General features: G+C 65.2%; 22 protein-coding genes. 9 read left to right on the plus strand and 13 right to left on the minus strand.

The window, feature by feature from the left end:
- Positions 1 to 49: 49 nt before the first annotated feature.
- Positions 50 to 1,348: a tRNA guanosine(34) transglycosylase Tgt gene (gene tgt / locus ACNPM8_RS09230; RefSeq protein ID WP_105658591.1), complete on the minus strand. Its 1,299-nt coding sequence runs from the start codon at positions 1,346 to 1,348 to the stop codon at positions 50 to 52.
- A gap of 133 nt (positions 1,349 to 1,481) precedes the next feature.
- Between tgt and ACNPM8_RS09235 the strand changes: the two genes are divergently transcribed.
- On the plus strand, positions 1,482 to 2,579 hold the full coding sequence (locus tag ACNPM8_RS09235) for an FUSC family protein (RefSeq protein ID WP_448939716.1): 1,098 nt from the start codon (positions 1,482 to 1,484) through the stop codon (positions 2,577 to 2,579).
- Here the strand turns inward: ACNPM8_RS09235 and ACNPM8_RS09240 are convergent.
- Positions 2,576 to 3,115 (minus strand): NUDIX hydrolase family protein, encoded by a 540-nt coding sequence (locus tag ACNPM8_RS09240; protein ID WP_105658590.1) that lies wholly within the window; start codon positions 3,113 to 3,115, stop codon positions 2,576 to 2,578. The genes ACNPM8_RS09235 and ACNPM8_RS09240 overlap by 4 nt on opposite strands.
- A 210-nt stretch (positions 3,116 to 3,325) precedes the next feature.
- On the opposite strand from ACNPM8_RS09240, the gene ACNPM8_RS09245 reads away from it, so the two are divergent.
- A complete protein-coding gene (locus ACNPM8_RS09245; protein WP_133834369.1) occupies positions 3,326 to 4,774 on the plus strand; it encodes an MDR family MFS transporter in 1,449 nt (482 codons plus the stop codon).
- A gap of 138 nt (positions 4,775 to 4,912) precedes the next feature.
- Positions 4,913 to 5,689, plus strand: a complete 777-nt coding sequence (locus ACNPM8_RS09250) for an SDR family NAD(P)-dependent oxidoreductase (protein WP_448939717.1) — start codon at positions 4,913 to 4,915, stop codon at positions 5,687 to 5,689.
- 25 nt (positions 5,690 to 5,714) lie between these two features.
- Here the strand turns inward: ACNPM8_RS09250 and ACNPM8_RS09255 are convergent, their stop codons facing one another.
- Together ACNPM8_RS09255 and ACNPM8_RS09260 are read right to left on the minus strand one after the other, a co-directional pair.
- Positions 5,715 to 6,638: a hypothetical protein gene (locus ACNPM8_RS09255; protein WP_448939718.1), complete on the minus strand. Its 924-nt coding sequence runs from the start codon at positions 6,636 to 6,638 to the stop codon at positions 5,715 to 5,717.
- Positions 6,639 to 6,686: 48 nt separating this feature from the next.
- On the minus strand, positions 6,687 to 7,709 hold the full coding sequence (locus ACNPM8_RS09260; RefSeq protein ID WP_332487417.1) for a pseudouridine synthase: 1,023 nt from the start codon (positions 7,707 to 7,709) through the stop codon (positions 6,687 to 6,689).
- Positions 7,710 to 7,769: 60 nt separating this feature from the next.
- Here ACNPM8_RS09260 and ACNPM8_RS09265 point away from each other — a divergent pair, with 60 nt between their 5' ends.
- Positions 7,770 to 8,606, plus strand: coding sequence for a PhzF family phenazine biosynthesis protein (locus ACNPM8_RS09265; protein WP_332594857.1), 837 nt, complete (start codon positions 7,770 to 7,772; stop codon positions 8,604 to 8,606).
- Positions 8,607 to 8,628: 22 nt separating this feature from the next.
- Here ACNPM8_RS09265 and ACNPM8_RS09270 read toward each other — a convergent pair whose 3' ends face one another.
- The 6 genes from ACNPM8_RS09270 to ACNPM8_RS09295 all read right to left on the minus strand — a co-directional run bounded on the left by ACNPM8_RS09270 (position 8,629) and on the right by ACNPM8_RS09295 (position 15,920).
- Positions 8,629 to 9,453 (minus strand): DNA-formamidopyrimidine glycosylase family protein, encoded by an 825-nt coding sequence (locus ACNPM8_RS09270; protein WP_448939719.1) that lies wholly within the window; start codon positions 9,451 to 9,453, stop codon positions 8,629 to 8,631.
- Positions 9,454 to 9,477: 24 nt separating this feature from the next.
- Entirely contained in the window at positions 9,478 to 14,142 is a 4,665-nt protein-coding gene (locus tag ACNPM8_RS09275) for an ATP-dependent helicase (RefSeq protein ID WP_448939720.1), read from the minus strand.
- 39 nt (positions 14,143 to 14,181) lie between these two features.
- Positions 14,182 to 14,484: a transcriptional regulator gene (locus ACNPM8_RS09280; protein ID WP_105658582.1), complete on the minus strand. Its 303-nt coding sequence runs from the start codon at positions 14,482 to 14,484 to the stop codon at positions 14,182 to 14,184.
- Positions 14,468 to 14,929, minus strand: coding sequence for a hypothetical protein (locus tag ACNPM8_RS09285; protein ID WP_448939721.1), 462 nt, complete (start codon positions 14,927 to 14,929; stop codon positions 14,468 to 14,470). Before ACNPM8_RS09285 ends, ACNPM8_RS09280 begins: the two co-directional genes overlap by 17 nt.
- 4 nt (positions 14,930 to 14,933) lie before the next feature.
- Positions 14,934 to 15,398: a hypothetical protein gene (locus ACNPM8_RS09290; RefSeq protein ID WP_426735668.1), complete on the minus strand. Its 465-nt coding sequence runs from the start codon at positions 15,396 to 15,398 to the stop codon at positions 14,934 to 14,936.
- Between the two features lie 63 nt (positions 15,399 to 15,461).
- On the minus strand, positions 15,462 to 15,920 hold the full coding sequence (locus tag ACNPM8_RS09295; RefSeq protein WP_013347812.1) for a 23S rRNA (pseudouridine(1915)-N(3))-methyltransferase RlmH: 459 nt from the start codon (positions 15,918 to 15,920) through the stop codon (positions 15,462 to 15,464).
- A gap of 63 nt (positions 15,921 to 15,983) precedes the next feature.
- Here ACNPM8_RS09295 and ACNPM8_RS09300 point away from each other — a divergent pair, with 63 nt between their 5' ends.
- The gene (locus ACNPM8_RS09300; protein ID WP_402735306.1) at positions 15,984 to 16,697 is read left to right on the plus strand and encodes a phosphatase PAP2 family protein; all 714 of its coding nucleotides are present in this window, start codon (positions 15,984 to 15,986) and stop codon (positions 16,695 to 16,697) included.
- Here ACNPM8_RS09300 and ACNPM8_RS09305 read toward each other — a convergent pair.
- Together ACNPM8_RS09305 and ACNPM8_RS09310 are read right to left on the minus strand one after the other, a co-directional pair.
- Entirely contained in the window at positions 16,666 to 17,637 is a 972-nt protein-coding gene (locus ACNPM8_RS09305; protein ID WP_402735307.1) for a D-2-hydroxyacid dehydrogenase family protein, read from the minus strand. The two genes, ACNPM8_RS09300 and ACNPM8_RS09305, sit on opposite strands and share 32 nt — an antisense overlap.
- 96 nt (positions 17,638 to 17,733) lie before the next feature.
- A complete protein-coding gene (locus ACNPM8_RS09310; RefSeq protein WP_448939722.1) occupies positions 17,734 to 19,581 on the minus strand; it encodes a calcineurin-like phosphoesterase C-terminal domain-containing protein in 1,848 nt (615 codons plus the stop codon).
- A gap of 179 nt (positions 19,582 to 19,760) precedes the next feature.
- Here ACNPM8_RS09310 and ACNPM8_RS09315 point away from each other — a divergent pair, with 179 nt between their 5' ends.
- Together ACNPM8_RS09315 and ACNPM8_RS09320 are read left to right on the plus strand one after the other, a co-directional pair.
- Complete coding sequence (locus tag ACNPM8_RS09315) at positions 19,761 to 20,888, plus strand: hypothetical protein (RefSeq protein ID WP_332730992.1); 1,128 nt, start codon at positions 19,761 to 19,763, stop codon at positions 20,886 to 20,888.
- A 49-nt stretch (positions 20,889 to 20,937) separates the two neighbouring features.
- Positions 20,938 to 21,369: an acyl-CoA thioesterase gene (locus ACNPM8_RS09320; RefSeq protein WP_388024474.1), complete on the plus strand. Its 432-nt coding sequence runs from the start codon at positions 20,938 to 20,940 to the stop codon at positions 21,367 to 21,369.
- On the opposite strand, the gene ACNPM8_RS09325 is transcribed toward ACNPM8_RS09320, so the two are convergent.
- Positions 21,366 to 22,217 (minus strand): helix-turn-helix transcriptional regulator, encoded by an 852-nt coding sequence (locus ACNPM8_RS09325; protein ID WP_448939723.1) that lies wholly within the window; start codon positions 22,215 to 22,217, stop codon positions 21,366 to 21,368. The genes ACNPM8_RS09320 and ACNPM8_RS09325 overlap by 4 nt on opposite strands.
- A gap of 220 nt (positions 22,218 to 22,437) precedes the next feature.
- Between ACNPM8_RS09325 and ACNPM8_RS09330 the strand changes: the two genes are divergently transcribed.
- Together ACNPM8_RS09330 and ACNPM8_RS09335 are read left to right on the plus strand one after the other, a co-directional pair.
- Complete coding sequence (locus ACNPM8_RS09330) at positions 22,438 to 23,733, plus strand: benzoate/H(+) symporter BenE family transporter (RefSeq protein WP_448939724.1); 1,296 nt, start codon at positions 22,438 to 22,440, stop codon at positions 23,731 to 23,733.
- A 101-nt stretch (positions 23,734 to 23,834) separates the two neighbouring features.
- Positions 23,835 to 24,622, plus strand: a 788-nt coding sequence (locus ACNPM8_RS09335) for an aspartate dehydrogenase domain-containing protein (protein WP_448939725.1), incomplete at its 3' end; no start/stop codon positions are given.

Raw genomic sequence — 24,622 nt, forward strand, 5'->3', positions numbered from 1 at the left:
CTGCCCAGTGCGTGGAGAATCGCCCCCTCGACTGCTTTGCGGCCCTTGGCTACAGGGCGGCCGGCTGGCCCTGCGGATCCGGTTCGCCAGCGTAGTAGCTGGAGAGCACCTTGTCCTTGAGCTCGAAGAAGGTTCCATCTTCGATCGCCTGGCGCGCGGATTCAACCAGCGAAACAGTGAACTGCTCGTTGTGGATGGAAATCAACGTGTGGCTGAGCAGTTCCTTGGCCTTGTACAGGTGGTGAATGTACGCACGGGTGAAGTTCTTGCAGGCATAGCACTCGCAGCCTTCCACCAGCGGAGTGAAATCCCGCTTGTAGCGTGCGCCGGAAAGATTGAAACGGCCCCAGGGGGTATAGAACGCCGAGTTGCGCGCAACGCGAGTGGGCGAGACGCAGTCGAAAGTATCGGCACCATTCTCAATCGCGGTGAAGACGTCATCCGGCTCGGAAATGCCCAGCAGGTGGCGCGGCTTGTTCTCTGGAAGCTCTTCGGCGCACCAGCCGACGATGGTTCCCAGATTTTCCTTCTCCAAGGCGCCGCCGATGCCGAAGCCATCGAAGGCCATGGCCCCCAGGTCCTGGCAGGCCTTGCGGCGCAGGTCCTCGTACTGGGCGCCCTGGATGACGCCGAACAAGGCTTGGTATTCCTTGCCTTCGCGGGAGTCGGTCAATGCAAAGTGCTCGGCAATGCAGCGCTCGGCCCAGCGCCGGGTGCGCTCCAGGGACTCGACCTGGTAGCCGCGGGAATTCTGCAAGGTGGTCAGCTCGTCGAAGGCGAACATGATGTCCGCGCCGATCCGGTGCTGCACGCCCATGGAGATCTCAGGGGAGAAGCGGTGCTTGGTGCCGTCGAGATGGGACTTGAACCAGACGCCGTCCTCGTCCACATTGGCCAGGCGTTCCTTGCCCGGGGCCACGGCGTCGTCCGGACCAGACTGGTCTACGGACTTCATGTCGATGACCTTCTTGAAGCCCGAGCCCAGGCTCATGACCTGGAATCCGCCGGAGTCGGTGAAGGTCGGCCCCTGCCAGCCCATGAACTTGCCTAGTCCGCCAGCTTCATCGAGGATATCCGCGCCCGGCTGAAGATACAGGTGGTAGGCGTTTGACAGCACAGCCTGCGCGCCAAGCTCCTGAACCTGCACCGGGGTGACTGCCTTGACGGTAGCTTTGGTGCCTACCGCAATGAACGCGGGCGTCTTGACGTCGCCGTGCGGGGTACGGATAACGCCGGTACGTCCCAACATCGGGGAACCGTCCGGAGCGGTCAGCCGGGTTCCGACTTCAAAGCCGAATTCATCCTGGCGGGCATGCGGGGCACTGGGGTCAAAGTTCTTTTCGGACACGTACCAAGTGTGCCGTATTAACCGCGCGGTGAGGAAAACGACAGGGACAATGTGCGCCAAAACCTAACGCTTCACAAGGCAAAGCGCGAATAATGGAGCGTACGTGTTGTGTCCAACGCGACGGAAGGAAGATGTGGGTCTGGAGATTCTGAAGGAATCCGCCAAGGCGCTCATTACGCTGGGGCCTGCCCGCAAGGACCATTGGATCGGCCTGCGCACCAGCATCGGTGTTTTTGCGCCTCTGATCACGCTCTTCGCGATTGACCGGCTGGACCTTGTGGTCTTTGCCGTGTTCGGCGCCTTTACCGGCGTGTATGGGCGCGTGGACGGCTACTGGAACCGGTTGCGGATGCAGGTGCGTTCCGGGGCCTTGTTCTTCGCGGTAATCGCTCTGGCGCTGGCCGCTTCGCACTGGTGGATCGACCATTCGGACCCTGGAATCAAGCAGTGGCAAGTAGTTGGCGCGACGACTCTCGTGGCCGGTGCCTGCTCGGTGCTGGTGGGTTTCATGCGGCTGCGGCCCGGCGGTTCGCTGTTCCACATCTTCGCATTCGCGGCAATTGCCTCGATCCCCGTCCCCGCGCCAATCGGCGAAGCCCTGCTCGTGTCGGCCCTGACGATCTTGTTGTCGGTAGCCATCGGTGCGGCCGGTGCACTCGGGCAGTGGACCAGCTTGTGGAAGCGCACCCCGCTGCCGCCACTATCGGATAACGTCCGCAAGGCCATCTGGTGGGAAGGGCTGTTCTACATCCTGACAGCCGGTGTGGCCGGCGCCTTGGCCAATACCGTGGGCAGCAGCCTGGAAGCCGGGCACAACTACTGGGCGATGGTGGCCGCGGTGGTTCCCCTGGTCGGGCACACCACGACCTTGCGCATCCGGCGAGGCGTGCACCGAATGCTCGGCACCCTGGCAGGCATGGTCCTGATGGCGGTCTTGATCTTCCTGAACCCGCAGGTCTGGATCCTGCTCGCCTTCATCGCCATATGCCAATTCATGGCCGAGCTGCTGGTCATGCGCAACTATTTCCTGGCGCAGGTTTTCATTACCCCGATGGCGCTCGTGGGCGTCTCGCTGGTGACGGGCCTGAGCGGCTCGGTGATGTACGACCGCGTGGTCGAGACCCTGATCGGCTGCACCGTGGGCATGCTCGGGGTGCTCTTGGGAAGCTGGGTTGGATCAATCATCAAGCGCCGGCAGGGAATCATTCCAAACAGCGGGCAGCAGGGCTAAATATTCACTCCGACATGGGCTAATGCCTGACGGAGAATATTTTCTCGACCGCCAGCGAACTCGCCCTGGATGTCCGAGCTGAGCGCTTCGCTGGGCGAAAGCCAGGTCAGCTCCAACGCATCGGAGCGAGGGCTGGTCTCGCCGCGAACCGGCACGATGTAGCACATGGATACGGCATGCTGGCGATCATCGGTCAGGCCGGTTTCGCTCGGCGCCGGGAAGTATTCTGCAACGGTGAAGGGCACCGGTGAAGCCGGAAGCTGCGGAAGCACCATGGTGCCCAGGTCCTTTTCGATGTGGCGGATCAACGCGGCGCGTATGGTCTCGCGGTACATCACGCGCCCCGAAACGAAGGTGCGCAGCATGCGTCCGTCATCATCGCCGGTGAGCAGCAGGCCCACCTCGTTGACGTAGCCCAGCGGGTCCAGGCGCACGGGAATGGCCTCGACGTAGAGCATGGGCAGGCGCTGCCGTGCCTCGTAGAGGTCTTCTTCGGAGAGCCATCCAGGGTATGGGTCAGGAGTGCGCACGTTCATGGTTCTATCTTCGTACACAAACCCTCGACATTCCGTGAAGCTGGATCTGTGTTGCCGAACTCACCTATAAGGTTTCCTGCACCCCTAGTGCACCGCAATCCCAAGCGATAAAATCGATAGAGCTATTTGAACTTTCTTGCCCGGCGAAGCAGCCGCAAGCGTCAGATAGCGTTTCCTTTTTCCGAATCCTCGTGGAAGCAGATTCCTGCCGTGACGAACGCTCCAGAACGACTGAGCAAACAGAACTTCACCACGATTGCGGTGCTGATTGTTTCCAGCTTCGTGGTCATCCTGAACGAGACCATCATGAACGTGGCCCTGCCTGTTTTGATGGATGAATTCAATGTCACCGCTGACGCAATTCAGTGGCTGTCAACCATCTTCATGCTGACTATGGCCGTGGTCATTCCAATGACCGGCTTCCTGCTTCAGCGGATGAGCATCCGCAATGTCTTCGTCTTGGCCATGGGCCTGTTCACTCTGGGCACCCTGCTGGCTGCCCTCGCGCCGGGCCTGAGCGTCCTGCTGGTGGCCCGTGTGATCCAGGCTAGCGGCACCGCCATCATGATGCCGCTGCTGATGACCACCATCTTGCATCTGGTCCCTGCTGAGCGCCGCGGCGTGCTGATGGGCAATGTCTCCATCGTGATCTCCGTAGCCCCGGCCATCGGCCCGACGGTATCCGGACTGATCTTGCAGTACCTGTCGTGGCGATTCATGTTCATCGTGATCATCCCGATCGCGGTAGCGGCTCTGCTGATCGGCACCCCTCGACTGTCCAAGGACGTTGACGGCGCCTCGACGCCGCTGTCCATTCCTTCGCTGATTCTGGCCATCCCGGGTTTCGGCGGCCTGGTCTACGGCCTCAGCGGCTTGTCGGTTGGCGTCACCCCGCTGAACCTGGGCATCCTTGTTGGCGCGATTCTGTGCCTGCTCGCTTTCGTTTTCCTGCAGCTGAACCTGCAGAAGGAAGACAAGGCGCTGCTGGATCTGCGTCCGCTGAACTACAGGGCTTTCACCCTTTCGCTGGTGCTGATGATGTTCTCGATGATTTCGCTGTTCGGCGTGATCATCCTGCTGCCGATGTTCTTCACCAACGTGTTGGGCATTGAAACCCTGACCACCGGTTTGATCATGCTCCCGGGCGGTCTGCTGATGGGTGTCCTGGCGCCATTGGTCGGAAAGCTCTACGACAAGGTCGGCGCCCGTCCGCTGATCGTTCCCGGCGCCCTGGTGCTGCTGGTTTCGCTGCTGGGCTACGCGGTGGTCCTGGATGTGGACACTCCGATCTGGCTGCTGGTTGTCATGCACCTGGTGATGAGCTTGGGCCTGGCCTTCATCTTCACCCCGGCCTTCACCACTGCGCTGAACCCGCTGCCGCACAGCCTGCACTCGCACGGTTCGGCCCTGCTCTCGACCTTGCAGCAGTTGGCGGGCGCCATGGGCACCGCCCTGCTGGTTGGCGTTGTCGCCTCATCCACCGCCGCGAAGATCGCAGCTGGCGGCGATCCGCTGACCGCTTCGGTCGAAGGCTTCCAACCTGGCTTCCTGATCGGTGCCGGCTGCAGCGTCGGCATCGTGGTGATCGGTTTCCTGCTTGGCGGCAAGAAGAAATCGGCTGGAGTCGAAGCCGAGCCTGCGACGGTTCCGAGCCACTAGGCTGCAGGACAGTGCAAGAGCCGCTGGATCCCATCGCGGGGTCCAGCGGTTTTTCCATGCCCGCGGGCAAGTTTCTTCGCCTCCACGCAACTGGCCAGTAATGTAGATCACAAGACCACTGTCTACAAAGGGGTAAATATGCAGTTGCAGGATTCAGTCGTTCTGGTCACCGGCGGCCTATCGGGATTGGGACGCGCCACGGCGCAGAAGCTGGCCACCGCCGCCAGGCATGTGGTGGTACTCGACCTGCCGCGTGAGGATGGCGATGAAATCGCCGCCGAGATCGGCGCGAATGTCCGCTTCGTGCCAGCTGATGTCACTGACGCGCAGCAGGTGGCTGCCGGCATCGAACGTGCCAAGGAACTTGGCACCCTGCGGGTGCTGGTCAATTGCGCCGGTGTGGCAACACCGGGCAAGGTGCTGGGCCGCGAGGGAGTGCTGCCGCTGGAGCGCTTCGCCAAGGTGCTGGACATCAATGTCAACGGCACCTTCAACGTGATCCGCCTGGCCGCAGAAGCCATGGCGCATAGCGAAGCGCTGAGTGATGAGCAGGGGAGCACCGAACGCGGGGTCATCATCAACACCGCGTCGGTGGCGGCCTTTGACGGCCAGATCGGGCAGCCGGCCTATGCGGCCTCCAAGGGAGCAGTAGCGGCCATGACCCTTCCGCTGGCTCGCGAGCTGGCGAACCACCAGATCCGCGTCATGACCATCGCACCGGGCATTTTCCACACGCCGATGATGGCCGGCCTGCCGCAGGCTGCCCAGGACTCGCTCGGAGCCCAGGTGCCGCATCCTTCGCGTCTTGGACGTCCGGAAGAATACGCGGCATTGGTGGAGCACATCGTGGCCAACCCGATGCTCAACGGCGAAACCATTCGCCTTGATGGAGCCATCCGCATGGCGCCACGCTAGGCACCCGTGGCGGGCGCGGCCAGTCCTAGAACTCTATGGGCTTGCCGCGCTGCGCACGGTGCTCGGCATGGCTGATCTGGAACCGGCGGTTCTCGGCCATCAGGAAGACCAGCAAGGCCATGAAGATCCAGACCGCGCAGACCCACAGCGGCGCGGACTCATTGAGCCAGCCCTGGATTGCAGCGGCGATCATGCAGATTCCGAAGCCGCTGGCAAAGGCGTGGCGGCCGCGCTCCGAGTGGGCGAAGGCGGCGGCAACCACTGAAATTCCGGCCGCCACCACCACAGCAAGAAGTCCCTGCCCGCCGTCATTCCATCCGGCGGCGGCAAACCAGAGCTGCAGGGCATAGACCAGGCTGGAACCGGCAAAGAAGCTTACCGGGGCATCGGTTGCCCAGCGCTCCATGCGGTTTCGCGCAGTATTCCTGTTCAGCTGGAGCACGCCGTACAGGGACAGCAGCGAAGCAATGGTTGCCAGGATGGCCGCGCTGATGGCCAAGAACCCGGAGGCCAGGGTGATGGCGCAGGCCATCATCGCTGTGGCCGGGATCGAATAAAGGGAAATGATTCGCTGGCGTCGCGCCGAAAGCTGGTCGCGGCGCAGCGAAAACGCGGCACTGAGGACCAGCGCGATGGCAGTTGCCGGCCACAACACCGAATGCACCAGGCTGGTATCCAGCAGGCTGGACGGCGCGCGTCCATGCAGGCCGGAAGGCAACGCCAACGAGGTCAGCAGCAGCAATAAGCCCGAAGCGCCCAAGAGGTAGCCGCGGACCGTATCGAAAGGTTCCACTGCAGGGTTGGGGCGATGATCCGGCGCCGCGTAGGGCAACACGAAGGAGGACCGTTCTGCCGCCGAAGCAATGGCAGACTGGGCCGACTCCACCAGGGAATCGAGTTGCGGGGTCCGCTGGTGTTCGGCCATCTTGCCTTCATCCTTACCGGTCACGGGATAATAGGCACCAGCCTAGGGCAATTCTTCCCGCGTGAGAAGGGGTTATGGGACCGACGGCGCTTCCAGTAGCCGCTGTTGCGAGCTGAAGCTGCGCGCGTGGCCGGTCAGCGGATCAGTGAAGGAAATGGTGTGCGCCAGCAATTGCAGCGGGCGCCGGTAGTCATCCGGGGCCAGATCCCACAACCGCGGATAGAACGCATCATTGATGATGCCCAGGCCCAAGGAAGCCAGGTGCACCCGCAGCTGATGGGTCTTGCCCGATCGCGGTTCCAGATCCATCAAGGCGACCTCCAGCCCGGCATGGAAACCGGTGCTCGTCCCGATCGCCTCGAGCTTGACCAGGGTCTGGGCGTTCGGTTCGCCTTCTTCCACAATGGAACGCAGCTGGCCCTTGACCTTGGCCATCCGGTTCTCGAAGAGCAGCGGCATCCGCTGCAGCAGGTCACGCAGCTCGGATTCCGGTTTGACCTGCGAATGCTCCCCATTTGGATGCAGCACCCGTCCAGTTTCCAGGCCTTCGCCCGGCTGCAGGGCGACCACCGCCTTGTAGCGCTTGGCGATCTCGCGGCGTTCGAAGAGCATCTGGTAATCGCCGCGGGTCGCCGGATTCACCGCGAAAAGAATGACCCCGGCGGTGGCTCGGTCCAGCCGGTGCATCGGCACCAAATCATCGATGCCGGTCTGGTTGCGCAGGCGCACCAGCGCGGATTCCTGGATGAAGCGTCCGCCGGGTGTGGTGGGGAGGAAATGCGGCTTGTCCACGACCAGCAGATGCTCGTCTTGGTGCAGGATCCTGGCTTCAAAGGGAATGGGAGTTTCTACCGGCAGGGAACGGTAGTACCAAATGAATTCGTGCTCGCCCAGGGGCGTCTGGCGGGTGAGCGGAGTGCCGCCCAAGCCAACGATCTGCTGATCATCGAAGCGGCGCAGGATGCCCTCTGGATCCACATGGCCGAAGCGCTCAAGCAAATAATCTGCGACAGTTGCCCACGAACCGGTCCGCGGGAGGCGAAGACGAGTTGCATTGACGCCGTTGCGCACGGGAAGCGGGGATTCCATAGCCATAGGGGCTATTCTCCCATCTTTGCCAGGACCGCGCAGGTCGCGGTCTGCTAGGTTGGTTCGATGGCCATGCGTAAATACAGCGAAGTCGACGTCTTTTCTCCCACTGCATATCTGGGCAACCCCTTGGCTGTGGTCCACGATGCAGAAGGCCTGGCCAGCGGGCAGATGCAAGGATTTGCCAAGTGGACCAATCTGGCCGAGACCACGTTCCTGATGCAACCGGAGGATCCGGCCGCCGACTACCGGGTGCGGATCTTCTCTGCCACCCAGGAATTCCCCTTCGCCGGCCACCCGACGCTGGGCTCGGCCTTTGCCTGGCTGAAGGCCGGCGGGGTTCCCAAGAAGAAGGGACGGGTCATCCAGGAATGCGCCGCCGGGCTGGTGGAGGTGCGCGTTGAGCCGCAACGGCTATGGTTCGCTGCCCCGCCGCTGACCCGCTACGAACCGGTTGCCGAATTGCTGGTGCAGCGCATCGCCGAGGTACTGGCGATTCCCCGGGAGCAGATCCAGGATGCCTCATGGCTGGTCAACGGCCCGGAATGGATCGGGGTGAGGCTCTCCAGTGCGCAGCAGGTACTGGCCTTGGACCCGGATCCCAACGCCCTGGGGACGCTGGCCATCGGGGTTGCAGGTCCGCAGGAGCCAGGGGCCGGCACGCAGTTCGAAGTGCGTGCTTTCGTCGGCGGGGACCCAGTGTGGGAAGACCCGGCCACCGGCAGCCTCAATGCGGGCCTGGCCCGGTGGCTGGCCGATTCCGGGTTGGCTCCCGAACGCTACATCGCCGCCCAAGGCACCGCGATCGGGTACCAGGGCCGGGTGCATCTGCGCGTGGAGGACGGCGTGGTCTGGGTGGGAGGCGACGTGAACAGCTGCGTGCAGGGCGAAGTCGACCTCTAGGCTTGCAGCCGCGCCCCGCCGCCTAGGCCGATGGCTGGCAGGAAGGGCACAGGTAGCAGTCCCGTTCGGCACCGGTGGAAGCCGAGGGAATGCGCAGCAGCCCGATGCGGGTTCCGCAGCGCAGGCAGGGTTTTGACGCCCGGCCGTAGACCCACAGCGGGTCGCGGGTGCGCGGCTGCCCGGTAGTCACCCGCCGCGACCGGTCCTTGTTCACCACCAGCAAGCGGTGGGCCAGTTCGATTAATGCCGGCAGGCCGGCCACCTCGCCCACCGCGGTGAGCGGATGCACGCGCCGCAGGAACAGGATCTCGCTGCGGTAGACATTTCCCACCCCGGCCATGATCCGCTGGTCCAGCAGCGCTTGGCCGATGCCCAGCTGCGGATCGGCGCGCAGGTTGTCCAGCGCCCGTTGCGCATCCCAGTCCGGCCCGAGCAGGTCGGGTCCGAGATGGCCGACCACCTCGGACTCCTGTTCGGTTGGCAGCAGTTTCACCTGGGCGATCTCGAAGCCCACGGCCTTGGCGTTTGCTGTTTCCAGCACCACCCGGGCGGTATGCGCCGGACGCTTCCAGCGTTCGCCTGGCGCATAGAGATCCCAGCGCCCTTCCATGAGCAGATGCGAATGCAAGGTCAGCGCAGGCTGGGCGAAGGCCGGGTTCGCAGTAGCCGGCGGCTGCAGGCGCATCAGCAGGTGCTTGCCCCGGGGGATGACCTCGCGCACCGTGTACCCGGCGACGTCCACGGTGGCCAGGGCCGGGACGCGGAAATCGGAGGCCAGCAGGATTTCGCCGGCCAGCGCCCGGTGCAGGCGGGCGGTGGCGCGGTAGACGGTATCGCCTTCGGGCATGGGCAGCGCTCCTTCGATAGCGGATCAGCGGCGGAAACGGATGCCTTGGGGCGTCGCATAGAAACCGGCGCCCAGCAGGGCGGCGCCGACCGGATGGTCCTGCACCGGCTGCCCGTCGACCGTGGCGATGGCGATCTTGTCGACCTGGGCGGTGCGCAGCGCGGCGACCATCGCCGTGGCGAGGATGCGCCAGGACGGCTCGGGCAGCTGCCCGAAGGTCAGCACCGTGCGCCCGCCGCGCTCCAGATAGAGGCTCAGCGCTCCGTCGAGCAGCCCGACGATTGCGCCGGCCTTGCGCCCGGGGCGGTGCCCGGTTTCGGTCGCAGGCCAAGCCAGCGCCGCGCCATAGGGGTTCGCAGGATCGGTGGAAGCCAGCACCGTGGCCACCGGCTGGCGCCGCGGGTCATCGGCCAGCTGGAATCCGCGCAGCCGGTCAATGGTGGTAGAGGTGGAGAACTGGGCGGCGCCGAGCTTCTCGACGAAGTAGCCGCGCCGGGCATGGCCAGCTTCTTCCAGCTTCGAGAGCACCCGGTAGAGCTGGCCGAAGCCGCCGGGCACCGACTCGGCGGCCACCGAGCCGCGGGTGAGCACCCCGTAGCGTTCCAGCATGATTTCCGCGGTGGCGTGGGCGCTGATCGTTGGGTCCGCTACCGGTGCGGGCAGCAGCGACCAGCGGGCCGCGCCGCGCGAGCCGCGCGCCGGCCCGCCGGCTTGTTCCCGGGCCAGCCGGTTCAGCCCGGAGAGCCGGTTCAATCGTGCGGCGCGGGCCCGCGGGGCGGGCTTGGCGATTTTGTGCGCGGTGCTTCCGCCGGCCAGGTAGCCGCGGATCGGCGCCATGGTATCCGGTGAAATGTACCCGGCCCAGAACAGCCTCCAGCAGGATTCGGCGACCTCGTGGCTGCTGGCCGCCGGCTCATCGCTGCGGTGGATGCGTCCGGCCAGCTCCTCGGCGAAGTAGGCGCCGGTGGACTCGAAGGCCTGGAGCACGCGCAGGTCCAGGGCTTGCAGCGCGCTGGCATCGGGCTGGGGAAGGCTCAGCGCTGCATGTTCGGCGGTGTGCAGCGACAGCCAGCCGTCCTTGCCGCCGGCGGCTCCGGCGCCGCAGATCAGGATATCCCCGGAGCTGCACAGCTCATCCAGCCAGGAATTCTGGTAGCCCCTCAGCCGGGCCGGGAGCACGAAGGATTCCAGGGCGGAGGCGGGGACCTCGGCGCCGGCGAGCTGGGCAACGATTTCATAGGCGCCGTCGGCTCCCTGCAGCGAAGAACCGATCTGCTGCCAGGCCGGCAGGAAGCGACCGTAGGTGTCCTGGTCCACCGGCTCCACCTCGGCGCGCAGCGCCGCCAGGGATCGGGTGCGGATGGTGCGCAGCACCGACACGTCGCAGTATTCGTCGCCGGCCACGCCTTCGGGGACGAGCTCCAGCGGGCGGAAGGCCCCCAGCGACAAGCGGCCGGCGGCCACCAGCTGGTCGAGAACGGGGCGCAGCACCGCGACGCCCAGTCCCAGCTGCGCGGCCAGCTCCCCGAGGGTGAACGGGGCGTGGGTGCGGGCGAAGCGCGAGACCAGGTCCTGGATCGGAGCGGTGGCAGGCTCCAGGAAGGCCGCCGGGATGCCGGTGGGCAGGGGGGTGCCCAGCGCATCGCGCAGCTTGCCGGCATCCTCGATGGCCGCGTACACCAGCTGGCCGGAGCGGCGCAGGGTGAAAGCCCGGCGCGTGGAGACCAGGGCCTCGGCGTGGGCCCGGGCGCTGGCCGGATCCAGCGCCGCCTCGTCATCGGCCGGATCGCGCAGCCGGGCGGCCAGCTGCCCGGCATCCAGCGGACCCAGCAGCCGCAGCAGGTCCGCGGCGCCTTCCATGCCCGCCAACCGGCGGTTGGCTGCCAGATGCTGCAGCTGCTCCTGCAAGGCCGAGATGACCTGCGGGTCCAGCACCTCGCGCACGTCGTTGCGCCCGAGCAATTCGCCCAGCAGCACCGGATCCAGGCTCAGGGCGGCGGCGCGGCGTTCGGCCAGCGGCGCGTCGGATTCGTAGAGGAACTGCGCCACGTAGCCGAAAAGCAGGGATTGGGCGAAGGGCGAAGGCAGCTCGGTGGTCACTTCCACCAGGCGGATGGCCCGCGAGGAGATGCTGGACAGGATCCTGGACAGTGCCGGCAGATCATAGACATCATTCAGGCATTCGCGCACGGTTTCCAGGATGATCGGGAAGTCCGGGTAGTTGCGGGCCACATCCAGCAGCTGGCTGGCACGCTGGCGCTGCTGCCACAGCGGGGTGCGCTTGGTCGGGTTGATCCGCGGCAGCAGCAGGGCGCGGGCGGCGCATTCGCGGAAGCGGGAGGCGAACAACGCAGAATTGGCCACCTGCGAGGTGACCACCTCGATGATCTCGTCGGCTTCGAAGGCGAAGAGGTCCGCCCCGGGCGGCTCATCGTCCATGGCGGGGATGCGCAGCACGATCCCGTCGTCGGCGGCCATCGCCGAGGCATCCAGCCCCCAGCGTTCGCGGACCCGCGCGCCGACGGCCAGCGCCCACGGGGCGTGCACGGCCAAGCCGAACGGGGAGTGCAGGATGACCCGCCAGTCGCCCAGCTCGTCGTGGAAGCGCTCGACCACGAAATTCTGGTGGTTGGGCACCTGGCCGGTGGCCCGGCGCTGCTCGTCCAGGTAGTTGAGCAGATTGTTCGCGGCGAACGGATCCAGCCCGCTGCCGTGCAGCACTTCGGCCGCTTCGGTGCGTTCGCTGGCCAGCAGCTTCGTGGTGAATTCGCCCAGCGCCGCCCCGAGTTCCACCGGGCGTCCCAGCCCGTCGCCGTGCCAGAAGGGCAGCTTTCCGGGCTGGCCGAAGGCCGGGGTGACCAGCACCCGGTCGTGGGTGATGTCCTCGATGCGCCAGCTGGTCGCCCCGAGGGCGAAAATGTCCCCGACGCGCGATTCGTAGACCATTTCCTCGTCCAGCTCGCCCACGCGCTTGGGTGCCTTGTCATCCTCGGATCCGGCCAGGAAAACCCCGAACAGCCCGCGGTCCGGGATGGTGCCGCCGGAAATCACGGCCAGGCGCTGCGCCCCGGGCCGGGCGGTGAGGGTGCCGGCATCCCGGTCCCAGATCAGCCGCGGCTTGAGCGTGGCGAATTCATCCGAAGGGTACTTGCCCGAGAGCATGTCCAAGGTGGCCAGATAGGCGCTGCGCGGCAGCTGCTGGTAGGGCGCGGCGCGGCGCACGGTGTCGAACCATTGCTCTACGTCCAAGTCGTCCATGGCCACCGCGGCCAGGGTCTGCTGCGCCAGCACATCCAGCGGGTTGGCGGGGATCACCATCTTCTCGATGGCTCCTTGGCGCATGCGGGTGACCACCAGGGCGGTGGAGAGCAGGGCCGCCCGGTGCTTGGGGAAGAAAGCGCCCCGGGAGACCGAGCCGACCTGGTGCCCGGCACGGCCCACGCGCTGCAGCCCCGAGGAGACCGAGTTCGGGGATTCGACCTGGATCACCAGATCCACCAGTCCCATGTCGATGCCGAGTTCCAGGGAGCTGGTGGCCACCACGGCGCGCAGCTTGCCCAGCTTCAGGTCTTCCTCGATCTGGGCGCGCGAATCCTTGGACACCGAGCCGTGGTGGGCACGGGCCAATAACGGAGCTTCCGGGTGCGCGGCAGCGGTGGAGCCGGCCTGGGCCATCAGCGCTGCAGGGGTGGAGGTGGAAGCATCCTCGGCGCTGAATCCCTCGCGTTCGGCGTAGATTTCGTTCAGCCGCCCGGTCAGCCGCTCGGCCAGCCGGCGGGAGTTGGCGAAGATGATGGTCGAATGGTTGTCCAGCACCAGATCCACCAGCTGGTTCTCCACATGCGGCCAGATGCTCGCCGATGCCGCGGGGGAGGAACCCGGACCCAGATCATGCGCTCCGGCCGCGGAAGGCAGATCGGTCATGTCTTCCACCGGGACGCGCACCGCCAACTCCCATTTCTTGGTGGACGGCGGGCGCACGATGTTCACCGGGGCGGATCCGGCCAGGAAGCGGGCCACTTCTTCGGGCGGCTCGACGGTGGCAGAGAGCCCGATGCGCTGGGCCGGGGCGGGCAGCAGCGCGTCGAGCCGTTCCAGTGACAGGGCCAAATGGGTTCCGCGCTTGGTATTGGCAATCGCGTGGACCTCATCGATGATGACGGTGTGCACATCGGCAAGGGTCTTGCGTGCCTGGCTGGTGAGCATCAGGTACAGCGACTCGGGCGTGGTGATCAGGATTTCGGGCGGGTCCTTGAGCAGCTTGCGCCGGTCATTGGCCGGGGTGTCTCCCGAGCGCACTCCCACAGATACCGACGGCTGGGACAAGCCCATTTCGTGCGCGGTGGCGCGGATGCCAGCGAGCGGAGAACGCAGGTTGCGCTCCACGTCGACCCCGAGGGCCTTCAGCGGAGAAATGTAGAGCACCTTGGTGCCATTGCCTGCTGGATGATCGGCATCGGAGTCCATCCCCGGCAATGCCGGAGCATCAAGTTCCGCGTGGTGCAGCCGGTCCAGCGCCCAGAGGAACGCGGCCAGGGTCTTGCCCGAGCCGGTAGGCGCGATGACCAGGGTGTGCTTCCCGTCCGAGATGGATTCCCAGGCGCCACTCTGGGCAACGGTGGGCGCGGAGAAGACGTCGGTGAACCACTTGCGGGTGGCTGCGCCGAACCGGGACAGGACATCGCTCATGGAACCGATACTACGGTCTGCGAACGACAAGATCGGTCATTATCCGCCCGCCGTGATCTCCCGCAGGGCCGCCACATGGCTGACATAGGCCCGGCGTCCGGATTTGGTCAGTGAAACGCGCATATGGCTGCGCCCCAGCTTGGTGAACCGCTCGATGCCGATATACCCGGCATCGGCGAGCTGCTTGAGGTGCTTGCTCAAGACGGAGTCGGCGACATCGAGGATGCCGCGAAGGTGCGCGAATTCTGCCCACTGCACCGGGGCGAGGCTGGCGCAAATGCGCAGCCGGATGGGTGCGTGGATCAGCTCGTCGAATTGCGCATTGCTAGATGGCTTGTTCATTTCCATCCTTGATGCGGGATTTGATGGTTTCGCGGCGCATGATCCACAGGGAACCGGTGAAGACAGCGGCCAATGCGAGGAATTTGGGTATCGCGAACAGCCAAGTATGGGGAATCCAGAAGGTGCACAATTGCAGGGCGAGCATCATGAACAGCATGACAGCGATGTATTTGCCCGAGTGCCTCAATGCAGGGCGGGACTTGGGCCGCTGGCGCGACCAGTAGGCGTACCAGGCGATCAATGGCACATAGAGCACCGGCGACCAGTTCCAAAGGGCGATGTCGATGACTCCGTAGAGCGAAAAGATTGCCGCCGTGACGATGCCCAGGACAATCATGAATGCCCCGGGGGCTTCGGTGGCGCTGACGGTGCCGCTCGCGGCTTCTTCGGCCGCGGCGAGTTGGGAAGCGGCTTCGCGCTCCGAGGGGATCTGCGAATTGTTCACCTGGCTAGGCCGCCATTTCCTGGGCATCTTGCACACGGTCCTTGTCCCATGCCGTTTGCGCGGAGGAAAGCAAATGCCATAAGGCGGTGCAGGAAACGACTAATTTCGCACCGATGCTCCAAGGGTCCTCGGCGACCCAAAAGCGCAGGCACATCACGATCATTGAAGCCAGGAACGCGTACCAGCCGTAGGTTGCCGAGCTGCTGAGCAAAGGGCGCATCTTGGCGCGGCTGCGCATAATCACGTAGTGCACGAGGGCTGCAACGACAGCCACCGCGAATAACGCCAGAGCCATCTTTGGCGAAAGGACATGTTCAAGACTCATCGCGGTGCTCCCGAGCACCACGTACACGAAGAGGGTGGCCCGGGAAGAAGTGCCGGCAGCGACCATCTTGTTCGAGGCCTGGTCCGCGGAGGCCAGGCGCTCCGCGGCGGTCAGCTTGTCGATTCGTTCTTGCCCCTCAGCCATGATTTCCCTACTTTCCGTTATGGAAAGTCTTGTCTTTCCAAGTTGGAAAGTCAAGGGAATGGCTTAAACGTGATGGTACTTCCCGCCTGCCAGGATGTCCTGCGCGCGGTAGAGCTGCTCGGTGAGGATCAAGCGCACCAGCTGGTGCGGGAAGACCAGCTTCGAAAGCGACCAGATGAAATTGGCCCGCGCATGCACGGATGCGTCCACGCCGTACGCGCCGCCGATGATGATCACGACATTGCGCGAAGCATCAATCGGGGTGCGCAAAGTATTGGCCAACGCAGGGGAGTCCACGTTCTTTCCGCGCTCATCGAGCAGAACCACGAAGTCGCGGTCATCGATTTTCGCCAGGATGCGGGCCGACTCCTCGGTGCGGGCCGCGTCGTTCTCGCGCGAGGAATGGTTCAGCAGCTGCCAGGTGAGATTGAAGGGCTTCTTCAGCCGCTTCTCGTAGCGGGAAATTCCCTCGTCCACCCAGGATTCGTGTTTCTTGCCAACTGCCAGCACCTTGATCGTCATGCTTCCATTGTTCCGCATCGATCGAGTTCAGCGCTTCGCTCCCGCCCCGATACGATGGAAGCCATGCGATCCTCATGGTATTTCCGGCAAGGCCAACGTTCCCGCGGCGCACAGGTGCTGTGGATCATTTTCGGGCTGGTTGTCGCCATGTTCTACTTCACCCGCAGGGTGCTGGTCTCCCTGCACGCGGGCGGATGGGCCAGGGATCTGGATGCCCCAGCCTACCAATGGGCACTGGAGCACCAGTCGCCGTTCCTGTTTGCGGTCTCCGACTTCTTGTACTTCTGGGGATCCACACCGGGAATGACCATGATCATGCTGGTGATCACCTCATTGCTGTGCTGGAAAACCCGCAGCGCGTGGCCGTTGGCGGCCATCGCGTTCACTGCACTGGTCTCGGTCCTGCTGACCGTTATTCTCAAGACAAACCTCCAGGTGCCGCGTCCCCAAGGCGTTCCCGGAGGCCCGGCGCCGCCGCAAACCTTTTCGTTCCCCAGCGGGCACACGCTGAACTCGGCCGCGCTGATCGGCATCGCCAGCTACCTGGCGATCATCTACGGGCTGCGCCGCTACGCGTACCTGATCTCCATCGTCGCGGCGCTATTCGTCCTGGCGATGGGAGCTTCGCGAATCTACATCGGGCACCACTGGGTCTCTGACGTGCTGGTGGGGATGCTGATCGGGGCCGCATGGGCTGCCGTCGTGGCGATCCTGCACTACTACTTCGTGCCGCGGCCGCAGGTCCCTAGGCCAGCACCCGGATCGGTGCGCCGCTAGCCCACGCGCGGATGTCTTCCACCGCGTCGCGGTAGAACATCTCGAACTGCTCGATAGTCACATAGCCGATATGCGGGGTGGCAATCACGCCCCGGGTAGCGGCCAGCCGGTCCTTGGCCGGCAACGGTTCCACGTCGAAGACATCCACGGCGGCCAGGTGCAGCTGCCGGCTGTCCAGTGCGTCGATGAGCGCGTCGGTCTGCACGATCCTGCTGCGCGAGGTGTTGACCAGGATGGAATCGGGACGCATCCACGCCAGCTGCTTGGGTCCGATGACCCCGGTGCTGCGCTCCGAGAGCTTCAGGTGCACGGTCACGATGTCGCTGGTGGAGAACAGCTCGGCTTCGGAGACCAGCTCCACGCCCACTTGGGTGGCGCGGGCCTTGGTGAGATTCTGGCTGTAGGCGATGACCCGCATGCCGAAGGCCAAGCCGACCTTCGCAACCTTCGCTCCCAGATTTCCCAGACCGTAGACGCCCAGGGTCTTGCCGGACAGGCCCAGTCCGAAAGTGGTCTGCCAGCCCGAGCCAGCCGCCAGCGGGCGGTCCGCGGAAAACAGCTCCACGTCCAGTCGGCGCGCGGCGCTGAGGATCAGCGCCCAGGTGTGCTCGGCGGCATCGGTAGCCACGTAGCCGGTGTGGCTGACCACGATGCCCTGGTTCTTGGCAGCCTGCAGGTCGATGGATCCGTTGCGGCGGCCGGTGGTGACCAGCAGCTTCAGGTTGGGCAGCGCAGCCAGCCGGGCGGCCGGGAAAGGCGTGCGTTCGCGCATGGCGACGATGGCGTCGAAGGGCTGCAGCGCCTGGACGACGGTACTGTCCTCGTGGCCCAGGTGCTCGGTGAAGACCGTGACTTCGGCGTCCAGGACGGCGGCGAGGCCGTCGAAATCGGCCAGCGAGCGGGCCACGTTGTGGTAATCATCCAGGATTGCAATGCGCATGGATTCATCCTAGGCACCTGCAGCCGATGCTGTCCCACTGCGGGCGTAACAAAAAGCTGGTGCCTGCTCATGCAGGCACCAGCTCGAAGGATGGCGCTACCCGATGACCGTGAAATCCAATTCCTCGGTGAAAGAACGCCCATGCACGTCGGTGGCAGTCACCGTGGCCGTGTGCGCCCCGACGGAGAGATCATCTGGCAGTTCTAAGCGCCACAAGTGGCTGGTCTTCTCGGCGAAGCCGCCGCCATGGACGAATTGCTCGGCGATGGCCGCCGGATCCGAGTACTCGGCGCCTGACAGCGGGCGTTCGCCGGCCATTTTCTGCGTCCGCTCGGCCGCAACCGGGTCCTGGCCGTCGATGGAGACCTCGACAGCGGAGCCGGTGCTGCCCATCCAGAAGTTCGTGGTCAGCCAGGTGTCCTCGGCCAGTCCCTGCCGGCTCACCGCCAACGGGTCATCCAGGGCCGGAACCGTGCCGCGCTCCTTTTCCACATTCTCCTCGTACCACTGCCGGTACGCCGGGGTGTTCAAGCCCAGGGACATCTGCTTGCTGGCATCCCCGCCGGTCACGGTGAAGCGCTCGGTGATCTTGGTGTTCTTGATGTCCAAGGTGAGCACTCCCGGAGGGGTCCCGTCGCGCTGGATGGAAGTCGGGTAGCCGTTCTCGATAACCCGTCCGTCATACCACTGCCCGGAAATGGCCGGGACAGTCAAGTGCGTGAACGGCAGGCCTGCCTCGCCGACCTCGTCGCGCCAGCCATCCATCAGGTCCCCGGCGCGCAGGTTCTCTGACATGTGGGTGTGCCCGCCCAGGGAAACGACCTCGCGTCCTTCCAGCAATTCGTAGATCTCCCGGACCAGCTTGGTGGAATGCTCGTCGCTGTAGAAGAACTCCAGCAGGGGGCTGTGCCCGGCCAGGACGATGGCCTTGTTCTCGGGTACCTCGGCCAGGTCCGCGCGCAGCCACTGCAGCTGGCGCTTGCCCAGATCGTAGGTGTAGTCGCTCTTCTTGGCCGGAACCGCAGTCGGGTAATCGATGGTGCTCAGGGCGATGACGTGAGTCTTGCCCGTGTCGTAGGAGTAGTACTCCGGACCGAACTGGGCGCGGAAGGAATCGTACTCGTGCTGCCCGTCCAGCGAGTCGTAGTCGATGTCGTGGTTGCCCGGCAGGAACCGGGCCGGACCGTTGAGCATGGAGGACAGTTCTCGGGTCTGGTGGAAGAAGGTCAGGTCATCGCCCACGAGGTCGCCGATGAACAAGGCGCCGCAGCCGGTGTAGTCGGTGCGGGCCGCCAGATCGGCGAAAGCGCCTTCCCTGGCGTACTCGACTTCCTGCTGGGTATAGGTCTGCACATCCGCACCGATGACGCAGCTCTGCTCGGGCGATTGCGTGGCGCTGCTGGCCACCAGCGGGAAGTTGACTGCCTCGGGCAGCGGCCCGGTCGGGGCGATGCCGTCGTACTTCAGGTCCGGGGAGCCTTCAGGCAGGTGGGTGTAGAAGAATTGGGCGACGTTGTCGTCGTCGACCGGAACCTGGAAGCCCCGGGGCTGGGTGACGAACGCGGTCATGTTGTTGTAGGCCGGAAGTTCGTAGCGTCCCTGCCCATCGGTGGCCACGACGTCGCGGCCGTTGGAAACCGTGACGTTCGGTAGGCCAGGCTCGTTGGCATCCTGCGTGGAGTTCTTGTTGCGATCCTCGAAGACCACTCCGTCGAGCGTCTCTTGCGCGGTGCCGCTGCGGCCAGTTCCTGCCGGGATCACCTCGACTGACCCGCGGTAGGCCGAGGAGCTCCAGTCCGCGGCGGACTTGGCGGCAGGCACTGCCTCGAGTTCCGGGGTGGCGCCGATGAATGCGGTGGAAGCTGCAATGGCAACTAGGCTTCCGGCGGTGAGATGCAGTGGGGTGAGATGATTGGTTTTGCCGGGTCGAGCGAAGATTTTCACGAACGTTCCTCCGGGTGGGGACAATCTGCCGGCCCCTTGGCCGGCCGTCTTCCACGGTGCCAATGGCAGGTGAATTGCAACCCCTGCTCAGGTAATGTCTAATAATCGATCCCGTAAATAGTTATCGACTGTCTTGGCGGGATTTACTGTTTTCGAACCAGTGAAATGAAGTGGCGCGGATGGAACTAGTGCAGGCGCTCATGGCAGGCGCGCGCGGGCGCAGGATGCTGTGGGAGTTCGCCACTGCCAGCGAAGAGAAGCTGCTACCGGCGTTCGGGGAGCATCCGCTGCATGCGGCGATGTTCTACGCCGCGTATCACGTGGCGGTAGAACGCGGCGAAAGCGTTGGCCTGTTTGGCGCGGATGAATCCAGCATGCCCGAAACCAGTGTCCAGCAGATCGCCCGGCGCCTGGACGGCACCACTTTGGTTCCGGCCACCGCAGCGCTGCTGCAGCAAGCGCTGGTCCGCTCGGTCGACAGTGCCCGCTATTGGCAGGAACCGGATGGGGAAGACACCCTGCTGGCGTTGCCGGAACTGGCCGCGCCGCTTGAGCGCGTGGCCCGGCACCTGGCGGACAGCGGGCTCGCGGCCTGGTGGCTGGATCCCGTGGATCTGCGCAACCAATTCCAGGTCGAATTCGACCAGCATGACCCGCAGGGCAGGACGCAGGCTCCCGGCAGCAATGCCCTGGGCCTACTGCAGGAGTGGAGGGCCGGCATCCTGGCGACCGAAGCCCGCGATGCCGCCGAAATGAGTAGCACCCCGCTGGGCAGCTTCAGCGGGGAATGGTGGTCCAAGCCCAGCAGCCGCCTGCCCTCCACTACCGGTGTGTTCCCAGACCGGGAGCCAGTGGGCCTGAGCTGCGTGGAAGACGGTTTTGGATGGGAGCAAGCCAGCGTCAGGTTCACGAGCGTGCCTCCCGCAGCCAAGGTGCTGGAGATCGCCACGGCCGAGGACTGGATCCGGCTCTGCCGCGAGCACGGCATCGAGGTCACCGCGCACAAGCGCCACGACTGGTACCTGTCCACCGGGCGCGACGGCGCATGGAAGATCCCCGACTGGCTGGCCGTGGCGCGCGATTACGACGGGGTGCATCTGGGTATCGGCGCCTATCTGGCGCTCGCCGGGCAATGCCTCGACATCGATGATAAATACGCCAGCGTGATTGCCGGGTGGGACCCGGACCAGACGTTCTGGTTCACCGATGAGCTGCGGTGCTACGGGCCTGCACAGGAATGGATCTGCCTGGACGCCAACAACGAGGATGCACGGTGGGTGCCTTCCGGCGATGGCCCAAGTTCATGAGCCGTCACGGGCGCAGTAGCCAGCCCGGGTTTCTGGTGCAATGGGTTCCATGAGCGAAACGACAAACGATGGACTGGCCGCGGCTACCGAAGTCATCTTGCAGCTGCGCTGGTCGGACCAGGACGCCCTGGGCCATGTGAACAATGCGCGCATCGTGACCCTGATGGAAGAAGCCCGCATCCGCTGGACGCGCGAGGACGGGACAACAGGCCGTTTCGAATTCGGCACCGTGGTGGCATCCATCCAGATCGACTACCTGCGCCCGCTGTACTACCAGCCCGAGATGCTCATCCGCATGGGCATCAGCCGGCTGGGCAACAAGTCCTTCACCGTGCGGGGCATCGGCTACCAGGACGGGCAGCCGGTATTCGACTCGACCACGGTCATGGTGCCGCTGGCAGCCGATGGCGTCTCGTCGCGCCCGCTCAACGAGCTGGAGCGCAGCTGGCTCGGCAAATCGCTGATCCCAGCACGCAGCTAGGCTTCGGGTGCCGGTCCCTGGCCGTTGAGCAGCGCGGCCAGATCGCGCAGCTTCGCTTCGGAGTCCGAGCCCGGGTCGGTGGTGTAGATGAACAGGGTCTGGTCTGGTGCCCCGGTCACGTCCAAGGCCTCGTAGTTGACCTCCAGATAGCCCACCTGGGGATGGTTGAACCGCTTGATCCCGTCCCGCCGCTCGACCACCCGGTGATCGGCCCACCAGGTGCGGAATTCTTCGCTGTTCATGGACAGCTCTCCGACCAGCTGCGCGAGCAGCGGATCATGCGGATGGCGCCCGGCATCCAGGCGCAAGGTGCCGACCATCGAGGCGGCGATCTGCTCCCAGTCGGCGTAGCGCTGCCTGGCTTCGGGATCCAGGAAGGCCCAGCGGATCAGGCTGCGGTGGCGCACCGGCTTGGCGAGGAAGTCGGTGAGCAGGCTGGCGGCCAGCGCATTCATGCCCAGCACCTCGGTACGCCGTCCGCGGATGAAGGCCGGATGCCCGGTGAAGGAATCCAGCAGCTGATGCAATGAGGGGCGTACCCGCTGGATGCTGCTCGACGGGCTGTTGCGCCCGGAGCCGGACACCGAGCGGGCCAGGTTGAATAAATGCCCGGCGGCCGTCTCATCCAGTTCCAGGGCCTTGGCCAACGCGCCGAGCACGGATTCGGAGGGGCGCTTGTGCCGGCCCTGTTCCAGCCGGGTGTAGTAGTCGGTGCTCACACCGGCCAGGACCGCGACCTCTTCGCGGCGCAGCCCAGGCACGCGCCGCCGGGGGCCGCCATCGCCTGCCGGGCTGACCAGGGCCCGCCGGGCCTTGAGGAATTCGCCGAGCTCGGTATTGGAATTCATCCCTGCATTCCTTTCATCCGCGGGCCGCATCGCCCCGGTCTTATCCTAGCCCTGCGTACCTTGGGATCTGCAGCCAGAACTATCCTAGGAATGCCATACCCCGGATCAATACGCCACGCCCTACGGCCCCTGGGACCGTGCAATGGTGGTGGACTATTAATGCCAATGCCACTGCCACTGCCACTGCCAATGACACTGCCACCATCGCCCAGGAGCGCACATGCCCAAACCCGCCGATAACCTGCCCACCCGCGAATCGGCTCCAGCAGCTGCGCGGGCACCACGCGAACCGCTGCTGGAGCGGGCCGCGCAACGGCCTGCCGGAATCCGCGACCTGCTGCGCGACGTGGGCGGGGTATATGCCAGCAATGGCGTGATCGGGCTGGTGTTCTCCGCTTCGGGCCCCATCGCGGTCACCCTTGCGGTGGGTGCCGCTGGCGGGCTGTCCCAGGCCGAGATGGCTTCCTGGGTCTGCGGGATCTTCCTCTCCGCCGGGTTGGCGACCATCGTGATGTCCCTGCTCTACCGCCAGCCGCTGGGATTCGCCTGGTCCATCCCCGGCACGGTGCTGCTGGGCCCTGCGCTGCAGCACCTGTCCTTCCCCGAGGCGGTCGGGGCGTTCTTCGTCTCCGGGGTGCTGGTCCTGGCCTTGGGCGCTACCGGGGTGGTGCGCCGGATCATGGCGGCCATACCCATGCCGATTGTGATGGCCATGGTGGCCGCGGTCTTCTTGCGCTTCGGCACCGACATCGTCTCGTCCACCCAAGCCAACCCGGTGGTGGCCGGCCCCATGGTGCTGGTCTTCGTCCTGCTCGCTGCGGTGCCGGCGCTGGGCAGAAGAATTCCCCCGGTGCTGGGCACGCTGATCGCCGGGGTCATCGCGGTGGCCGCCAGTGGCCAGTTCGCGTTGGACGCAGCTGGCGGGCCCGTGCTGGCCACCCCGGTGTTCACCGCTCCGGAATTCACCTGGGCTGCGCAGCTGGAACTGGTGGTGCCGTTGGCCATCACCGTGCTGATCGTGCAGAATGGCCAGGGTGTCGCGGTGCTGCGCTCTGCCGGGCACCGGCCCCCGGTCAATGCCTTTGCGCTGGCCTCGGGCGGGTTCTCGATCCTCAATGCCTGCTTCGGCGCGGTGTCCGCCTGCGTTACCGGACCAACCAACGCGTTGCTCACATCATCTGGCGAAAAGCACCGCCAGTACACCGCAGCGGTGGTCTATGGCTTCCTGTCCCTGCTCTTCGCCTTGTTCGCTCCAACGCTGACGCGCTTCATGCTGGCCACCCCTGAGGCTTTCGTGCTGGCCTTGGGAGGCATCGCCATGCTCAAGGCCCTGCAGCAGGCCTTTGTGACGGCCTTCGCCACCAAATTCACCCTGGGCGCCCTCGTGACGTTCGTGGTAACCATTTCCGGCCTGGACCTGTTCAACATCCATGCCGCCTTCTGGGGCATTCTCATCGGATATGGAGTCTCCCGGCTCATGGAACGCACGGACCATTCGACCGCTTCACGGCACTAGCGGCAATGGCCCGCACACTGGCCAGCTGGCAGTTCGTGCCGAGCCCGCGAGCTGGCCTAAGCTGGCGGTAGCTTACATCGATCTTTTCGGACAGGACGGGCATGGCCACGGGCAGCATGTATCGGGTGGGAGTACTGGGCCACGGGGCGATCGGCTCCGTGGTGGCGGAGCAACTGGCAGCCGGGACGGTGCACGGTGCCCAGCTCGAAGGGGTGATCCTGCGCCGTCCGCAAACCGGGCTGGAGCATGAGCAGCTGAGCTGGGAGTCGGCCCTGGAGCGCTGCGACCTGGTGGTCGAATGCGCGGGCCAGCAAGCCCTGCGCGAGAATGCGGTGCGCATCCTGGCCTGCGGGGTTGACCTGCTGGCCAGTTCCATGGGAGCGCTGGCTGACCCGGAGTTCGCCGCGCAAGTGCAGGCCGCCGGACCGGGACGCTTGTCCAGCACTGCCGGGGCCATCGGCGGATTGGACCTGCTGGGCGCGGCTGCCCGGATGGGCGGCATCGACCAGGTGCTGGTGACGACGCGCAAGCTGCCGGCCACCTTGGTGCAGCCGTGGATGGATGCGCAGCGGCGCGGTGAATTGGAGCAGGCCGCCGGACCGGTAGAGGTATTTCGCGGTCCAGCCGCGGCAGCGGCCCAGGACTTCCCGAAGTCATTGAATGTGGCCGCGGCGGTGGCGTTGGCTGTGGGGGATTGGGATGCGGTGACAGCCAGATTGATCGCCGACCCGGAGGCAGGCCTGACCGAGCACCGCATCGAGGCGCGCGGCCCAGCCGGCGAGTACAGCTTCTCGATCAAGAACCACCCCTCGCCACGCAACCCGCGCACCAGCGGCATCGTCCCGTGGGCCCTGCTGCACTCGATCCGGCAAGCCGCGGCGGGGGGGGG

This window comes from Glutamicibacter sp. AGC46 (assembly GCF_053543715.1).

What these genes read in the sequence shown, in the direction of transcription:
- ACNPM8_RS09240 (WP_105658590.1), bottom strand. Translation starts at nt 3,115, where the DNA reads ATGAACGTGCGCACTCCTGACCCATACCCTGGATGGCTCTCCGAAGAA.
- ACNPM8_RS09250 (WP_448939717.1), top strand. Translation starts at nt 4,913, where the DNA reads ATGCAGTTGCAGGATTCAGTCGTTCTGGTCACCGGCGGCCTATCGGGA.
- ACNPM8_RS09260 (WP_332487417.1), bottom strand. Translation starts at nt 7,709, where the DNA reads ATGGCTATGGAATCCCCGCTTCCCGTGCGCAACGGCGTCAATGCAACT.
- ACNPM8_RS09265 (WP_332594857.1), top strand. Translation starts at nt 7,770, where the DNA reads ATGGCCATGCGTAAATACAGCGAAGTCGACGTCTTTTCTCCCACTGCA.
- ACNPM8_RS09270 (WP_448939719.1), bottom strand. Translation starts at nt 9,453, where the DNA reads ATGCCCGAAGGCGATACCGTCTACCGCGCCACCGCCCGCCTGCACCGG.
- ACNPM8_RS09275 (WP_448939720.1), bottom strand. Translation starts at nt 14,142, where the DNA reads ATGAGCGATGTCCTGTCCCGGTTCGGCGCAGCCACCCGCAAGTGGTTC.
- ACNPM8_RS09280 (WP_105658582.1), bottom strand. Translation starts at nt 14,484, where the DNA reads ATGAACAAGCCATCTAGCAATGCGCAATTCGACGAGCTGATCCACGCA.
- ACNPM8_RS09290 (WP_426735668.1), bottom strand. Translation starts at nt 15,398, where the DNA reads ATGGCTGAGGGGCAAGAACGAATCGACAAGCTGACCGCCGCGGAGCGC.
- ACNPM8_RS09295 (WP_013347812.1), bottom strand. Translation starts at nt 15,920, where the DNA reads ATGACGATCAAGGTGCTGGCAGTTGGCAAGAAACACGAATCCTGGGTG.
- ACNPM8_RS09300 (WP_402735306.1), top strand. Translation starts at nt 15,984, where the DNA reads ATGCGATCCTCATGGTATTTCCGGCAAGGCCAACGTTCCCGCGGCGCA.
- ACNPM8_RS09305 (WP_402735307.1), bottom strand. Translation starts at nt 17,637, where the DNA reads ATGCGCATTGCAATCCTGGATGATTACCACAACGTGGCCCGCTCGCTG.
- ACNPM8_RS09315 (WP_332730992.1), top strand. Translation starts at nt 19,761, where the DNA reads ATGGAACTAGTGCAGGCGCTCATGGCAGGCGCGCGCGGGCGCAGGATG.
- ACNPM8_RS09320 (WP_388024474.1), top strand. Translation starts at nt 20,938, where the DNA reads ATGAGCGAAACGACAAACGATGGACTGGCCGCGGCTACCGAAGTCATC.
- ACNPM8_RS09325 (WP_448939723.1), bottom strand. Translation starts at nt 22,217, where the DNA reads ATGAATTCCAATACCGAGCTCGGCGAATTCCTCAAGGCCCGGCGGGCC.
- ACNPM8_RS09330 (WP_448939724.1), top strand. Translation starts at nt 22,438, where the DNA reads ATGCCCAAACCCGCCGATAACCTGCCCACCCGCGAATCGGCTCCAGCA.